This window comes from Streptomyces sp. NPDC059852, from assembly GCF_042731455.1.
In the GTDB taxonomy this organism is placed as follows: Bacteria; Actinomycetota; Actinomycetes; order Streptomycetales; family Streptomycetaceae; genus Streptomyces.
This window is the reverse complement of record NZ_JBHWJK010000043.1, coordinates 14,852-28,657: the sequence shown is the minus strand read 5'-3', so window position 1 is coordinate 28,657 and position 13,806 is coordinate 14,852. Positions and strand designations below refer to the sequence as shown.

General features: G+C 72.1%; 13 protein-coding genes. 4 read left to right on the top strand and 9 right to left on the bottom strand.

Going from position 1 to position 13,806, the window contains the following annotated elements; all coding sequences use genetic code 11:
• Positions 1-489 precede the first annotated feature (489 nt).
• The gene (locus tag ACFV46_RS32970) at positions 490-2,496 is read left to right on the top strand and encodes a glycosyltransferase family 2 protein (RefSeq protein ID WP_376726749.1); all 2,007 of its coding nucleotides are present in this window, start codon (positions 490-492) and stop codon (positions 2,494-2,496) included.
• Entirely contained in the window at positions 2,493-4,430 is a 1,938-nt protein-coding gene (locus ACFV46_RS32965) for a kelch motif-containing protein (protein ID WP_361924623.1), read from the top strand. Before ACFV46_RS32970 ends, ACFV46_RS32965 begins: the two co-directional genes overlap by 4 nt.
• A 69-nt stretch (positions 4,431-4,499) precedes the next feature.
• On the opposite strand, the gene ACFV46_RS32960 is transcribed toward ACFV46_RS32965, so the two are convergent.
• The 6 genes from ACFV46_RS32960 to ACFV46_RS32935 form a co-directional block, all read right to left on the bottom strand.
• Positions 4,500-5,528: a glycoside hydrolase family 6 protein gene (locus ACFV46_RS32960; protein ID WP_385500890.1), complete on the bottom strand. Its 1,029-nt coding sequence runs from the start codon at positions 5,526-5,528 to the stop codon at positions 4,500-4,502.
• Between the two features lie 89 nt (positions 5,529-5,617).
• Entirely contained in the window at positions 5,618-6,283 is a 666-nt protein-coding gene (locus tag ACFV46_RS32955; RefSeq protein WP_361924619.1) for a class F sortase, read from the bottom strand.
• Positions 6,284-6,285: 2 nt separating this feature from the next.
• Positions 6,286-6,846: a hypothetical protein gene (locus tag ACFV46_RS32950; RefSeq protein WP_361924617.1), complete on the bottom strand. Its 561-nt coding sequence runs from the start codon at positions 6,844-6,846 to the stop codon at positions 6,286-6,288.
• 103 nt (positions 6,847-6,949) lie between these two features.
• Complete coding sequence (locus ACFV46_RS32945) at positions 6,950-7,729, bottom strand: HAD-IIA family hydrolase (protein WP_062665109.1); 780 nt, start codon at positions 7,727-7,729, stop codon at positions 6,950-6,952.
• Between the two features lie 167 nt (positions 7,730-7,896).
• On the bottom strand, positions 7,897-8,715 hold the full coding sequence (locus ACFV46_RS32940) for a hypothetical protein (protein ID WP_385500889.1): 819 nt from the start codon (positions 8,713-8,715) through the stop codon (positions 7,897-7,899).
• A gap of 115 nt (positions 8,716-8,830) precedes the next feature.
• A complete protein-coding gene (locus ACFV46_RS32935) occupies positions 8,831-9,949 on the bottom strand; it encodes an ROK family protein (protein ID WP_385500888.1) in 1,119 nt (372 codons plus the stop codon).
• Positions 9,950-9,997: 48 nt separating this feature from the next.
• On the opposite strand from ACFV46_RS32935, the gene ACFV46_RS32930 reads away from it, so the two are divergent.
• On the top strand, positions 9,998-11,071 hold the full coding sequence (locus ACFV46_RS32930) for a Gfo/Idh/MocA family oxidoreductase (RefSeq protein WP_376726753.1): 1,074 nt from the start codon (positions 9,998-10,000) through the stop codon (positions 11,069-11,071).
• Complete coding sequence (locus tag ACFV46_RS32925) at positions 11,068-11,574, top strand: heme-degrading domain-containing protein (protein ID WP_361924609.1); 507 nt, start codon at positions 11,068-11,070, stop codon at positions 11,572-11,574. Before ACFV46_RS32930 ends, ACFV46_RS32925 begins: the two co-directional genes overlap by 4 nt.
• Before the next feature lie 46 nt (positions 11,575-11,620).
• On the opposite strand, the gene ACFV46_RS32920 is transcribed toward ACFV46_RS32925, so the two are convergent.
• The 3 genes from ACFV46_RS32920 to ACFV46_RS32910 all read right to left on the bottom strand — a co-directional run bounded on the left by ACFV46_RS32920 (position 11,621) and on the right by ACFV46_RS32910 (position 13,760).
• A complete protein-coding gene (locus tag ACFV46_RS32920; RefSeq protein ID WP_385500886.1) occupies positions 11,621-12,478 on the bottom strand; it encodes a fumarylacetoacetate hydrolase family protein in 858 nt (285 codons plus the stop codon).
• Between the two features lie 126 nt (positions 12,479-12,604).
• Positions 12,605-13,318 carry a YidC/Oxa1 family membrane protein insertase gene (locus ACFV46_RS32915; protein ID WP_376726755.1) on the bottom strand — a complete coding sequence of 238 codons (714 nt, stop codon included), beginning with the start codon at positions 13,316-13,318 and terminating at the stop codon, positions 12,605-12,607.
• A 130-nt stretch (positions 13,319-13,448) separates the two neighbouring features.
• Positions 13,449-13,760: a DUF6412 domain-containing protein gene (locus ACFV46_RS32910; protein WP_361924603.1), complete on the bottom strand. Its 312-nt coding sequence runs from the start codon at positions 13,758-13,760 to the stop codon at positions 13,449-13,451.
• Positions 13,761-13,806: the final 46 nt, after the last annotated feature.

Below are 13,806 nucleotides of genomic sequence, written 5' to 3'. Positions count from 1 at the left end.
GCTTACTCTTAATACGGGGGTGGGTGGTTGTAGTCCGGGGCGGCTCACAGACGGTCCGGAACCCCCCGGCTCGCCCGTGGGGCTTCCGGCGTTCCGGCCCCCTGTGCCCATCTGCCCACGACGGCCACACAGGGCCTCCACAGCTGCCACAATGAGCGCGTATGACCGGTAAACACCGCGTTTCGCGTCTTGCGATCATGCGGACCCGCGTAGAACCCTGGGGTGGGGTTTTTCACGATGCTGCGCATACGCGGCAGTTGGGGGGCAAGGAGCCGGTTGCCGGTTTTCCGGGGAGCAGGGGGCCCCGTTTCACGACCGCATGCCGAGGGGGGCATGATGCAACCGGAAGGTCGCGTTTCCATGTCTAACGTGTGGAAGATGTGGTGACCGCGGCCCGCCACTGATACGCCTGTGAAGGTCGAGGGGGATCGGCACAGTCGTAAACGGAACCGACATACACGCGGTGACCTGCGTGTGGGGGGATGACTCATGACGTCGACGCCGACGGGCGCCCGGCGGGACTTCGACCCGTCACAGACCACCCAGTTGAGGGTGCCGACCCACCGGACCGGGGCCTTTCGCCGGATAAAGAAGACGCTGCCGAAGTACGACTACGAGCACTACAGCCGGCTGGCCGGTCCCCTCACCCAGCCCGACCCGAACAAGCCGTACCGGGTCCAGTACCGCTCGCTGATCTCGCAGGAGCCGCACCGCATCCGGGTCGCCCTGATGCTGGCCGCGGCCCCGGTGCTCTCGCTGGTCCTGCTCTTCTGGCTGCTGCAGCCCGAGCACTGGACCGAGCGCGACTACCCGGCCTTCGACTGGCTGCCGGCGCTCGACATCGTGATGCTCGTCTCGATCGGCCTGATCGAGTTCTTCCGCTGCATGAACGTCCTCTCCAACGCGCACGCCACGCTGGTCGCCCGCGACCCGATCCCGGTGGTGCCGGAGACCGGCACGAGAGTCGCCTTCCTCACCTCCTTCGTGCCCGGCAAGGAGCCGCTGGAGATGGTGACGAAGACCCTGGAGGCGGCCGTGAAGCTACGCCACCGGGGTCTGATGCACGTCTGGCTGCTCGACGAGGGCGACGACCCGGAGGTCAAGGAGGTGTGCGCCCGCCTCGGTGTGCGCCACTTCTCCCGCAAGGGCATCGCCAAGTGGAACCAGGCCAAGGGCCCGCACCGCGCCAAGACCAAGCACGGCAACTACAACGCCTGGCTCGACGCGCACGGCGACGACTACGACTTCTTCGCCTCCGTCGACACCGACCACGTGCCGCTGCCCAACTACCTGGAGCGGATGCTCGGCTTCTTCCGCGACCCGGACGTCGGCTTCGTCATCGGCCCGCAGGTCTACGGCAACTACGACAACTTCGTCACCAAGGCCGCCGAGTCCCAGCAGTTCCTCTTCCACGCCCTCATCCAGCGCGCGGGCAACAAGTACGGCGCGCCGATGTTCGTGGGCACGTCGAACGCCGTACGCATCAAGGCGCTGAAGCAGATCGGCGGCCTGTACGACTCGATCACCGAGGACATGGCGACCGGCTTCGAGATCCACCGCCACAAGAACCCGGCCACGGGCCGCAAGTGGCGCTCGGTCTACACCCCGGACGTGCTCGCCGTCGGTGAGGGCCCGAGCGCCTGGACGGACTTCTTCACCCAGCAGATGCGCTGGTCGCGAGGGACGTACGAGACGATCCTCAAGCAGTACTGGAAGGGCTGGTACTCGCTGCCGCCGAGCAAGCTCTTCAACTACACGATGATGATCATCTTCTACCCGATGTCGGCCCTGAACTGGATCCTGGCCGCGCTGAGCTGCGCGCTGTTCCTGGGCCTGGGCGCCTCGGGTGTGAACATCGACCCCACGATCTGGCTGATGCTGTACGGCAACGCCTCGGCCCTCCAGATCGGCCTGTACGTCTGGAACCGCCGCCACAACGTCTCGCCGCACGAGCCGGAGGGCTCCGGCGGCGTGGCCGGCATGGTGATGTCCGCGCTGTCGGCGCCGCTGTACGCGAAGGCCCTGATCGACTCGGTGCTGCGCAAGAAGAGCAAGTTCGTGGTCACGCCCAAGGGCGACTCCGCGAGCCCCGACCGCTGGTTCGGCACGTTCCGGTACCACTGGTACTTCATCGCGATCTTCGGCGCCTCGATCACGGCGGGATTCGTCTACGGACACTCCCACCCGGCGATGATCATCTGGGCGACGTTCGCCATGCTGATCACCGCGACGCCGATCTTCGCCTGGCGCTACATGCTGCGGCAGGAGAAGAAGAAGCCCGCCGCGCACGCTGCCCGGCCCGCCGGGAGCGGGCAGCAGGACGCGGCGCCGGCAGCCGGCCCGGCGGTGCCGTACCAGCCGCAGCCGCTGCCGTCGCACGCCACGCCGCACGCGCCCCACGGTCAGCAGAAGCCGACCTGGGCCGCGTCGGACGGTGGCGGCAACGACCAGACGATGCAGATCGCCCTTGGTGGACTTGGGGGACGTAAGGAATGAACGACCGTGCAGGCCGCCGCCGCGCCCGTCGACTCGCGATAGGCACGGCGGTGGTGCTCGCGCTGGCCGGAATGAACGGGCCGTGGCTCTATCGCGTCGGCACCGAGAAATACCACCAGTACCAGATCAACAGACCCGAGTACAAAGCCGCGAACGGCAAGTGGGAGATCGTCGAGTTCCCCGAGGAGTACCGCCAGAACACGATCCACGCGGCGCTCCTGCACACCGGCAAGGTGCTGCTCATCGCCGGCTCGGGCAACAACCAGGACAACTTCGACGCGAAGCAGTACGACACCCGGATCTGGGACCCGGTCAAGGGCACCATCAAGAAGGTGCCGACGCCGAACGACCTGTTCTGCACCGGCCACACCCAGCTGTCCAACGGCAACCTGCTGATCGCGGGCGGCACCAAGCGGTACGAGAAGCTCAAGGGTGACGTCACCAAGGCCGGCGGCCTGATGATCGTCCACAACGAGAACCCGGACGAGCCGATCACGCTGCCCGCGGGCACCAAGTTCACCGGCAAGGAGAACGGCAAGACGTTCGTCTCCAAGGACCCGGTGCTGGTGCCGCGCGCCAAGAAGGTGTTCGACAAGGTCACCGGCGAGTTCCTGCGCAACGACCCCGGTCTCGGCCGGATCTACGTCGAGGCACAGAAGCAGGGCACCAAGTACGAGACGGGCACCCAGGACAACTACCGCATCCAGGGCCTGTCGGGCGTCGACGCGCGCAACACCTACGGCATCGCGCAGAAGCTCGCCCTCGACAAGAAGGACTTCCAGGGCATCCGGGACGCCTACGAGTTCGACCCGGTCGCCGAGAAGTACATCAAGGTCGACCCGATGCACGAGGCCCGCTGGTACCCGACGCTCACCACCCTGGGCGACGGCAAGATCCTCAGCGTCTCCGGCCTCGACGACATCGGGCAGCTGGTGCCGGGCAAGAACGAGGTGTACGACCCGAAGACGAAGAAGTGGACGTACCTGGACAAGACCCGGCAGTTCCCGACGTACCCGGCGCTGTTCCCGCTGCAGAACGGCAAGATCTTCTACTCGGGTTCGAACGCCGGCTACGGCCCCGACGACGTGGGCCGTGACCCGGGCGTCTGGGACGTGGACACCAACAAGTTCACCAAGCTGCCCGGCCTGAGCGACGCGAACCTGATGGAGACGTCCGGCACCGTGCTGCTGCCGCCGGCGCAGGACGAGAAGTACATGGTGATCGGCGGCGGTGGCGTCGGCGAGTCCAAGGAGTCCAGCGAGAAGACCCGGCTGATCGACCTGAAGGACGACGACCCGAAGTTCGTGGACGGGCCGTCGCTGGAGAAGGGCACGCGCTACCCGCAGACCTCGGTGCTGCCGGACGACTCCGTGCTGGTGTCGGGCGGTTCGGAGGACTACCGGGGCCGCGGCGACTCCAACATCCTCCAGGCGCACCTGTACCGGCCGGGCGCCGAGGAGCTCGACCGGGTCGCCGACCCGCTGGTGGGCCGCAACTACCACTCGGGCTCGATCCTGCTGCCCGACGGCCGCGTGATGTTCTTCGGCTCGGACTCGCTCTACGCCGACAAGGCCAACACCAAGCCGGGCAAGTTCGAGCAGCGCATCGAGATCTACACGCCGCCGTATCTGTACCGGGACGCGCGGCCGTCGCTGTCGGGCGGCCCGCAGACCATCAAGCGCGGCGGGACGGGCACCTTCACCTCGCAGCACGCCTCGGCCGTGAAGAACGTACGGCTGATGCGGCCGAGCGCGTCCACGCACGTCACGGACGTGGACCAGCGGTCGGTGAAGCTGGACTTCCAGGCGTCGGGCGACAAGCTCACGGTGAGCGTGCCGACGAACCGGAACCTGGTGCCGTCGGGCTGGTACATGCTCTTCGTGACGGACGACCAGGGCACGCCGTCCACGGCGCAGTGGGTCCGGGTGCCGTAGCGCTCCCGTGGCCGCGCGGACGACGGCCCCGCATCTCCTCGGAGGTGCGGGGCCGTCGCCTTCAGCGGGTCACTTGCTGCCCCGGGCCAGTCCGAGTGCGTACTTCGCCCACCACTGGCCGGCCTTCGGGCCGCCCTTGCACTCGCCGTCCGACTCGCCGGGCCGCTTGACCCAGACGAAGGCGTCGACCAGCGGGTCCGGCGTCTTCGTCGTCGGGGTCTCGCCCAGCGCGCGGCCCGGCGGGTTGCACCAGCGCTCGTTCGGGTCGCCGCCCGTGTAGGGGCCGTTGCCGTTGCGGCTGGTGTCCACGACGAAGGGCTTCCCACCCACGCGGGCGGAGAGCTGCTTGCCGTACGCGATGGAGTCCTTGGTCGTGTAGAAGTTCGAGACGTTCACCGCGAAGCCGTCGGCCTTGTCGACGCCCGCCCACTTCAGCGGCTCGAAGATCTGGTCCGGGTGCCCCCAGCCGGCGTTGCCGGCGTCCAGGTAGACCTTCGTGTTCTTCAGCGACTTGAGCTTGCCGATGGCGCCCTTGAGGAGGTCGTAGCGCTCCTCGTGGAACTCGTCCGGGGTGCAGCCGTCCACGAGGTGCAGCACGGCGTCCGGCTCCAGGACGATCGTGGCCCCCCGGTCGCCGATGCCCTTGGCCACCCCGTCGATCCACTCGCGGTAGGTGTCGCCGTCGGCGGCGCCGCCCTGCGAGTACTGGCCGCAGTCGCGGTGCGGGATGTTGTAGAGGACCAGCAGCGCGGTGCGGTCCGCCTTGGCGGCGGCCTCGGTGTAGCCGCGCGCCTCGTCCTCCGGGTTCTCCGGGCCGATCCATTCGCCGGTGGGCTGCTCCGCGATCTTGCGGATCTGCTCGGCGTCCTCCTTCTTGCCGTCCTTCTCGTACGCGGCCACCTGCTCGGCCGCGTTCCCGTCCGGGTTCACCCAGAACGGGTTCTTGTCCTTGGGCTGTTGGCTGATCCCGGCGACGTTCTCGCCGTCCGGTGCGTCGCCGTCCCCGGAGGAACATCCCGCGATCAGCAGTGCCGCCCCCAGCAGCACGGCCGACGTGCGCGCACGAGCGACCCCCCAGGCCCCCCTCTTCTGGTACATCCAGCTCCCCCTCGGGTGCACTCTTCCGAGGCTCAATCCTGACATACCCGGTGGCGGGCCACGCGAGGTCCGCGGGCACCTCGCCGGCGCTATCCGCGGCCGGTGAGGTAGGCGGAGACGACCAGGTTGGCGGAGTACGTCCGGGTGGCCCGGTCGAAGGTGCCGGCGCAGGTGATCAGGCGCAGTTCCGCCCGGCCCGGGCGGTGCGGGCCGTACACCCACCGGGCGTCGAACCCGTCGCGTTCGACCGTCCGGACCTCGTCCACGGTGAACTCGGCGACCCGGCCGCCGGCGCGCAGCACCCGCACCCGGGCGCCGGGCCGGAGCAGGGCGAGCCGGTGGAAGACGGCCGGGCGGGTCTCGGTGTCGGTGTGCCCGACCATCAGCGCCGGCCCCTCGGCTCCGGGTGCCGGTCCGGCCGCGTACCAGCCGACGGCGGCCGCCTGCCGGTACGGGGGCGGGTCCACGGCGCCCTGCGCGTCCAGACCGCGGGCGACGACGGGGGCCCGGACGCCGAGCGCCGGGATCTCGACCCGCTGCGGCAGGGCGTCGGCCAGGGGCCGCGCCGCGGGAGGCAGCCGTACGTCGGGCGGCGGGCCGGCCGGGATCAGCGTGTCCGCGGCGGGCGGGGAGGACGGATGCGGCCGGACGTCGGTGACCTCCCAGCCCCACAGCCACAGCCCGAGCAGCAGCGCCACCCAGACGGTGCCGGTGAGCAGACGGCCCCCGAGGCCGGTGTGTTCGCGCGCGGTCACGGTCAGTGGGGGCGCCGGCTCCGGCGGGCGCTGCGCAGCGCCACGGCGGTCGCGGCGACACCGGCGAGGACCAGTCCCGTCACGGTGTGCGCGGTGCCGGGTCCGGCCTCGCGGGCGTCGACCATGGCGAGGCGGGTGGCGCCGCCTCCCCCGGCCCGGACGGGGGCGGTCGGGCTGGCGGCGGGCGAGGGCGGGGCCCCGTGGCGCTGGGTGCCGGACGGCCCGGCCGCGTGGCGCGCGACGGTGACGGAGCCCGTGCGGGTGGTGTCGCCGCAGCGGACGCGCACGTCGTAGCTGCCGTCCTTCACCGTGGAGCGGACCCGGCTCTCCCCGCCGAGGTCCCCGTCCTCGCCGACGGTCAGCCGCGCGTCGGCGACGAACGCCGGGGAGGCGGCGGTGGCGGTCCGGCCGGGGCATCCGCTCACCCGGAGGGCGACGTCGTCGCCGGGGGCGGCGGTCGACGGGCCGACCGAGACACCCCCGTCCGCCGCGTGGGCCGCCGGGACGGCGCTCACCGCCCCCAGGGCGGCGACAGCACTCAGGGTGACGCGCAGTGATCCCATCGTGAACCTCCAGATACAGGGAGGCTCCCCCGGTGAGGCGGGCCCCGCATCCTGGGCGGGGCCCGCATTGCTCCATCCGGGTCGGATCAGGTCCGTACGGGGTTCAGATCCGCTCGACGAGGTCCGCGATGGAGTCGACGACCTGGGACGGCCGGTACGGGAAGTTCTCCACGTGCTCGGGGCGGGTCAGGCCGGTGAGCACCAGGAAGGTCTGCATCCCGGCCTCCATGCCGGCCAGGACGTCGGTGTCCATCCGGTCGCCGATCATGGCGCTGGTCTCGGAGTGGGCGCCGATGGCGTTCAGGCCGGTCCGCATCATCAGCGGGTTGGGCTTGCCCGCGAAGTACGGCTGCTTGCCGGTCGCCTTGGTGATCAGCGCGGCGACCGCGCCGGTCGCCGGCAGCGGCCCTTCGGCGGAGGGGCCGGTCTCGTCGGGGTTGGTGCAGATGAAGCGGGCCCCGTCGTTGATGAGCCGGACCGCCTTGGTCATGGCCTCGAAGGAGTAGGTGCGGGTCTCGCCGAGGACGACGTAGTCCGGCTCGTGGTCGGTGAGGATGTACCCGATGTCGTGCAGCGCGGTGGTCAGGCCCGCCTCGCCGATGACGTACGCCGAGCCGCCGGGCCGCTGGTCGTCCAGGAACTGGGCGGTGGCCAGGGCCGAGGTCCAGATGTTCTCCAGCGGCACGTGCAGGCCCATGCGGTTCAGACGGGCGTGCAGGTCGCGCGGGGTGTAGATCGAGTTGTTGGTGAGGACGAGGAAGGGCCTGCCGGATTCGCGGAGCTTCGTGATGAACGCGTCGGCGCCGGGGATGGGGACGCCCTCGTGGATGAGCACACCGTCCATGTCGGTGAGCCAGGACTCGATGGGCTTGCGGTCTGCCATGGTGATTGTGACTCTCCTGGCCTGCGTGCGGAGACGGGCTGCGGGCGCCGGAACCACGCCGTACCGGCGCCTCCAGCCTAGTCAGGCCGGCCCCGACCCGGAGATCATCCGTGACGGGCCGCCGCCGGGGGAAGACCCGTGCCGCGTGCCCAAGGGTCCCCGTCGTCTCAGCGGCGCTTGCGGGCGATCAGGAGGGTGGCTCCGGCGAGCAGCAGGGCGAGGGTGGTGGTGAAGGTGACGCCGGGCGGGGAGGTGAGGCCGGTGCGGGCCAGTTCGTCGGCGAGGGTGAGGCGCTCGCGTGGGGTCTCGCCGGGGGACGGGGAGGCGTCCGGGTCGGCGGGCACGCCCGAGGCGTCCCGTTCGGCGGGGTCGCTCGGGCCGTCCGTGCCGTCCGGGGTCGCGCTGCCGGACGGGTCGTCGTCGTCCGTGGGAGCCGCCTCGATGGTGAACCGGTAGTCGCCGGACTGGCCGACCCAGTCGCCGTCGCCGTCGTGCCGCTGGACGACGGCCGCGTTGGCGGTGACCTCGTTGGGGGCGGCGTCGGAGGTGAGGGCGAGCCGGACCTTCACGCTGACGGTCTCGCGGGGGCCGACGGTGAAGCCGGGGAAGCCGTCGAAGGCGCCGACGAGCTCGTCCTGGTCGGTGCTTTCGAAGCGGACGGGCCGGGGCCGGTCGTCGCGGCCGCCCGGGTAGAACTCCAGGCGCGGCTGGGACGAGGTGAGGCTGCGCTCGTCGTCGACGAGGACGACGACGGGGTGGATGCCGGTGCAGGTGCGGCCGGTCCGGTTCCTCAGGTCCAGGTACCAGGTGCCGAATCCGCCGCCCGCCGTGTACGTCTTCGGCCCGCCGTGCAGACGGGTGGCCAGCGGGAAGGTGCCGCCGTCGCCGGCGCAGCGGGGTGCGGCGGGTTCCGCGCTCACCGGGGGTGCGACGGCGACGAGGGCGGCTGCCGCGAGGCAGAGGGCTACGGGTGTGTGCAGTCGCATGAACACATGACCATGCCGGTCCGGAGGGCCTTTCGGGCGACGCCGTCCCGTACGGCCACGCGGATCCGCCCGATCGGCGCAGGACCGCCACCCGGCCGGGGGCGGCCCGCCCGGGTCACCCCTCGGCCCGTCCGAACAGCGGCGCGAGCAGCAGTTGCGCCGCCCCCTCGGCCACTCCGTCGCCCGCGCCGGGCGCGAGCCGTACGGGGACCGTCTCCTCGCCGGCGCGCCGGGCGCGGGCGTCGAGGACGGCGGCGACCCCGTCGACGTAGGTGTCCGGTGCGGCGGCGACCGTGCGTCCGCCGAGCAGGACGAGGTCGACGTCGAGCAGCGCGACCAGGTTGCCGGCGGCGGTGCCGAGCACCCGGGCCGCCTCCGCCGTGTCGCCCCGGGCGACGGCGGCCAGGCACAGGGCCTCGACACAGCCGCGGTTGCCGCATCCGCAGAGCGGGCCGTCCAGCTGGACCACCTGGTGCCCGAACTCCCCGGCGCCGGTGCGGGTGCCCCGGTGCACGGTCCCGCCGATGACGAGCCCGCCGCCGAGCCCCGCCCCGAAGTGCAGATAGGCGAAGGAGGCGCCGGCCGTCTCCGGGGGGCCGACGGCGAGGGCGAGGGCGGCGGCGTTGGTGTCCTTGTCCACGACGACGGGCAGCGACAGGCGCCGCAGCAGGACGCTGCGCAGCGGGAAGCCGTTCCACTCGGGGAATCCGGTGACCCGGTGCAGGACGCCGCGCCGGTGGTCGAGTGGTCCGGGCAGCGCCACGCCGACGCCGAGCACCGGGCCGGGCCGGGCGGCCCCGGACACCAGGCCCGTCACCTCGCTCACCAGCCGGTCGACGACCGTGTCCGCGCCGGCGCCGAGGTCCAGGGCGGCGCGGCGCCGGGCCACGACGGTGCCGGTGAGGTCGCAGAGCACGGCCGTCAGCTCGTCCCGGTCGAGGTGCGCGCCGACCGCGTGCCCGGCCTCGGGGACCAGCCGCAGCACGGTCCGCGGCTTGCCGCCGGTGGAGGCCCGGCGGCCCGCCTCCGCCGCGAGGCCCTCCTCCCGCAGCCGGGCCGTGATCTTGCTGACCGCCTGCGGGGTGAGCCCGGTGCGCTCGGCGATTTCGAGCCGGCTGATGCCGCCGGGGCCGGCCGTGCGCAGCAGATCGAGCACGAGCGCGGTGTTGTGGCTGCGCAGGGCGCCCAGGTTCACCCCGCCGGCCCCGCCTTCCGTCCTGTTCACGCCTCCCATTCTCCCCGGCGCTTGCACTTTGGCAACAGCGTTGCGAAAGTGGGGCGTATGAGTGCTACTCCCCTCCGCGTGGGCCTCGTCGGCTACGGCCTGGCCGGCTCCGTCTTCCACGCCCCGCTGATCGCCACCACCGAGGGGCTCGCCCTCGACACGGTGGTCACGTCGAACCCCGAGCGGCAGCGGCAGGCCCGCGCCGAGCACCCGGACGCAAGGGTCGCCGCGTCGACGGACGACCTGCTCGCCCGCGCCGGCGATCTCGACCTGCTCGTCGTCGCGTCCCCGAACAAGACGCACGTCCCGCTCGCCACCGCCGCCCTGAAGGCCGGCCTGCCGGTCGTCGTGGACAAGCCGCTGGCCGGCACGGCGGCCGAGGCGCGGGAGCTGGCGGCGCTGGCCGAGGAGCGGGGCCTGCTGCTGTCCGTCTTCCAGAACCGCCGCTGGGACAACGACTTCCTCACCCTGCGCCGGCTCCTCGCCGACGGCGAGCTGGGCGACGTGTGGCGCTTCGAGTCCCGTTTCGAGCGCTGGCGTCCGCAGACCAAGGGCGGCTGGCGGGAGTCCGGCGACCCCGCAGAGATCGGAGGTCTGCTCTACGACCTCGGCAGCCACGTCGTCGACCAGGCCCTCGTCCTCTTCGGCCCGGTCACCCAGGTGTACGCCGAGGCGGCCGTCCGCCGCGCCGGCGCCGAGACCGACGACGACACCTTCCTCGCCCTGACCCACGCGAACGGCGTCCGCTCCCATCTGTACGTCTCCGCCACGGCCGCCCAGCTCGGCCCCCGCTTCCGGGTGCTCGGCTCGAAGGCCGGGTACGTCAAGCACGGACTGGACCCGCAGGAGGCGGCGCTGCGCGAGGGACGGCGGCCCGGCGACGAGGCGGACTGGGGCACGGAACCCGAGGAGCTGTACGGGCGGCTCGGCGCCGGCGAGTCCCCGCTCACGGGCGGCGGCAGCGCCGTCCCGACCCTGCCCGGCGACTACCCCGCCTACTACGCGGCCGTCGCGGCGGCCCTGCGCGACGGCGGCCCCAACCCGGTGACCGCCCTGGAGGCGGCCGCCGCCCTGGACGTACTGGAGGCGGCGCGACGCTCCGCCCGTGACGGAGTGACGGTGACCCTGTGACGCGCACGAGCGGACCGACCCCGAAGTTCCAGCCCGAGCTCACGCCCTCGCTGGAGGAGCTCGAGGCCGAGGAGCGGCGCCTGGTCTTCCCCCGGTTCACCCACGACGACGCGTGGGCGCTGGGCTCCCTGCTGGTGGAGCTGGCCCGGGAGCGCCAGGCGCCGGTCGCGATCGACGTCCACCGCGCCGGGCAGCAGCTCTTCCACGCCGCGCTGGCGGGCTCCACGCCCGACAACGACGCCTGGATCGCCCGCAAGCGCCGGGTCGTGGAGCGCTACGGCGCCTCGTCCTACCTCGTGGGCGCCCGGTTCCGCGCCAAGGGCACGACCTTCGAGGAGTCCTCGCGTCTGGACCCCGACGTCTACGCGGCGCACGGCGGCTCGTTCCCGATCACCGTGGAGGGCGTCGGGGTCGTCGGCGCGGTCACGGTGAGCGGGCTGCCACAACTGGCGGACCACCGGATGGTGGTGGAGGCGGTGGAGAGCTTCCTGGCGAAGCAGTAGGAGGCGCCGGGACCGCGTGGCCCGATCGGCCACGCGGTCCCGTCCGTCACGCCTGCTCGAGCTCCTGCCGCTGCCGGCCGAGCCCGTCGATCTCCAGCTCCACGACGTCCCCGGCACGCAGGTACGGCTTCGGCTCGGGGCGGCCGAGGGCGACCCCGGCCGGCGTCCCCGTGTTGATGACGTCACCGGGGTGGAGCGTCATGAAGTGGCTGACGTACCGCACGACCTCCCCCACCGGGAAGATCTGCTCGGCCGTCGTGCCGTCCTGCTTCAGCTCGCCGTTGACCCACAGCCGCAGCGCGAGACTCTGCGGGTCGGGCACCTCGTCGGCCGTCACCAGCCACGGGCCCAGCGGGTTGAACGTCTCGCAGTTCTTGCCCTTGTCCCAGGTGCCGCCCCGCTCGATCTGGAACTCCCGCTCGGACACGTCGTGGGCCACCGCGTACCCGGCGACATGCGCGAGCCCCTCCTCGGCGGACTCCAGGTAGCGGGCCGTACGGCCGATGACGACGGCGAGCTCGACCTCCCAGTCCGTCTTGACCGACCCGCGCGGCACCAGCACGGTGTCGTCGGGGCCGACGACGGTGTCCGGCGCCTTGAAGAAGACGACCGGCTCGGACGGCGGCTCGGCGCCGGTCTCGCGGGCGTGGTCGTGGTAGTTGAGGCCGATGCACACGATCTTGCCGATCCGCCCGAGCGGCGGCCCGATCCGCAGCCCTTCCGGGTCCAGCGCGGGCAGCTCGCCCGTGCCGGCGGCGGCGCGGACGCGGCCGAGCGCCTCGGGGTCGGCGAGCAGCGGTCCGTCGATGTCCGACACGAGGCCCGACAGGTCCCGCAGGGTCCCCTCGGCGTCGAGCAGCGCGGGCCGCTCCGATCCGGCCGTACCGACGCGCAGCAGCTTCATGGTCACAATCTCCCTCGATCGTGGGGCGTCCGCCGACGGGTGCAGCCATCGGAGGACTGGTCGATCGTCCAAGCTGCGCGGGCAGTCCGCAAGACCCGGTTCACGTACTGGACCCGGGGCTCGGCGTCAGCGGTAGAGGGCGGCGCGCTCGAGGGCGCTCCACGTCGTGCTGGTCACCACGTAGAGGGCGGCGGCCAGCGGCACCACGGCGACGGTGACGAGGGTGAAGAAGGACATGAACGGCATGACCTTGCTCATCGCCCCCATGCCGGGCACGGCCTGGCCGTCGGCCACGGGCGCCACCGGGTTGGCGGCCATCATCCGCTTCGTACGGCGGTAGTTGAACACGGCGACACCGGCGACCAGCAGGAACAGCGCGAGGTACACGAGCCCGGCCGGGCCGAGCGCGCCCCCGTCGCCGAGCGCGTCGGCCCAGCGGTCGCCGAGGGGCGCGGCGAACAGCTGGTGGGACAGCAGCTCGTTGGCCCGGCCGCCGATCGTCGTGTTGGAGAACAGGTGGTACAGCAGGAAGAAGGCGGGCAGCTGGAACAGGCCCGGAAGACAGCCGGCGAGCGGGGACACCTTCTCCTCGCGGTGCAACTCCACGACGGCCTGCTGAAGCCGCTCGGGGTTGCGGCCGTGCTTCCTGCGCAGCTCGGCGATCTTCGGCTGGAGTTCCTGGCGCGCCTTCTGGCCCCGCGCGGCGGCCCGGGACAGGGGGTGCACGAGCAGCCGTACGAGGGCGGTGAACAGGACGATCGCGGCGGCGGCCGCGGTGGCGCCGAACAGCGGGGTGAGCAGGTCGGCGAGGCGCGACACGAGGTCGGCGAAGACGGACATGGGTGAGCCCTCCGTGGGTCTCGTCGTGCCGGAGTGGGGTGGATGCCGGGGAGACGGCATGGCGGCATGACGACCCGCGTGGGGTCACACGGTCACATCGAGGCGTGCCGGAGTCGGGTGGGTGTGGGCCCTACGCGAAGGTCGTCGCGAGGGCGTGCCCGGGTGCCCTGGGCCGTGGGCGGCCGGAGGCGTCGGGGTCGCGTTGGGGCAGGAAGGCGGTCCGCCGGGCCCGGTCGCGGATGGCCGTCCGTACGCGGGTGGGCGGCACGGAGGGAGCGGCGCGCGAGGCGAGGAGGGAGCAGGCGGCGAACGCCGAGCTCGCGGCGGCGGTGGCGGCGAGGGCGACGGTCGCGGAGAGGCTGCCCGTGTCGAGGAGCGCGATCTCCAGGAAGAGGAGCACCAGCAGGGTGGCGGGCCGCAGCCGCGACGCTGTGCGGATCATCGGCTGCCTCCCCACGGCGTGCTGGCGTCTGCCTCACTGGTCCTGA